The following is a 1,491-nucleotide window of genomic DNA, read 5'->3' on the forward strand; positions in this document are numbered from 1 at the left end:
CCGTGTCGCCGGGGCGGTGCGCACGCCGGAAGCGCGCCGCGCGTTCCGGGTCGTGCCAGGTGCCCTGCCGGTCACCCGGGCCGCCGGACAGTCCTGCGGACGCAGTGCCGGAAGCGTGGCGGATGCGCTCGCTCATGTCTGGGCGCCTCTCCCTGTCCGGGCATCACCACGAACCCGAGCCTCTTCATCGGTCCGGGTGTCCGCGTCGGGGCGGACTGCCTCCGTATAGGCACCCGCCATGGCGTCAGTGCCCGACATGACTGCGGGCACCGCCGCGCCCTCCGTGCCCTCGCCCATGTCACGTGCCGCATCGGTGTTGCCACTGCCCCCGGCGTGGTGATGTTCGCGGCGGCAGCGCCCTTCGTTGGACTGCTTGCAGGCGTCGCACACCGCGCCTTTCAGGTAGCGGCGGTAACACAGGGCCAGCGCGTCGGTCAGGGTTTCCGCCATGTTGTCCGCGCCCAGTTGCGGCACCAGCCCGGACCGCTCGAACACCGTGCGCACGGCGGGCTTCACCCCGCTCAGCACCAGGGCCACCCCGCGCCGCTGGCACTTGCGCAGAAACTGCTGGAAGGCGTGCACCCCGGTGGCGTCCACCCAGTGCACCTGGCGCAGGTGCAGGATCACCGCGCGGTGGCCGAAGTCCTCGTACTCGTACAGCCGCTGCTCCAGCTCGTCCACGGCCCCGAAGAACAGCGTGCCTTCAATGGAATACACGGCCAGGTTGGGGCAGCACGGTCCGGCGGGCAGCCCCTGCAATTCCGGGCTGTCGCAGGTGTCCATGCGCGTCACCAGCGGGTGTGACACCTTGCGCAGGAACAGCACCAGCGAAAGCAGCACCCCCACGAACACGGCCTTTTCCAGGTCCAGCAGCAGGGTGGCGGCAAAGGTGGTCAGCAGCACGGTGCGGTCGGCCCGGGTGGCTTTCAGCGCCAGGGCAATGCCGTGCTTGTCGATCATGCCCCAGGCGATGATCATCAGGATGCCCGCCAGTGCGGCAATGGGAATGTACGCGGCCAGCGGGGCCAGCAGCAGCACCGCCAGCAGGGTGATCACGCCGGAAAGCGCCCCGGCGAAGCGGGTGCGCGCCCCGGCCACGAAATTGACGGCGCTGCGGGTGAACGAACCGCTGCCCGGTATGCCCGAAAAGAACCCGGCGGATATGTTGGCCAGCCCCTGGGCCACGAATTCGCGGCTGCCGTCCACCTGTTCGCCCCGGGCGCCCGCCAGGGTCTTGGCGATGGACAGCGCCTCCACCACGCCCAGCAGGGCAATGGCCAGGGCGGGCATGAACAGGCTGCGCATCACCTGCGCGTCGGGCGCGGGCGGCAGCGAAAAGGGCGGCAACCCGGCGGGGATGGCCCCCACCACCTTCACCCCGTGCGCGCCAAGGTCCAGCGCCCACGCCGCCGCGCCCGATGCTGCCACGGCCAGGCACGCGGCGGGCAGGCGGCGGTGCACCCGCGCGATGCCCAGCGCCACGGCCATGGC

1 protein-coding gene is annotated in these 1,491 nt (G+C 71.1%); it reads right to left on the reverse strand.

All coding sequences use genetic code 11. The features are described from left to right. Positions 1 to 132: 132 nt before the first annotated feature. A partial coding sequence (locus tag FVW27_RS15375) for a SulP family inorganic anion transporter (RefSeq protein ID WP_167126757.1) occupies positions 133 to 1,491 on the reverse strand: 1,359 nt, incomplete at its 5' end.

Origin of the sequence: Nitratidesulfovibrio liaohensis (genome assembly GCF_011682075.1) — a bacterium.
Lineage (GTDB): Bacteria > Desulfobacterota > Desulfovibrionia > Desulfovibrionales > Desulfovibrionaceae > Cupidesulfovibrio > Cupidesulfovibrio liaohensis.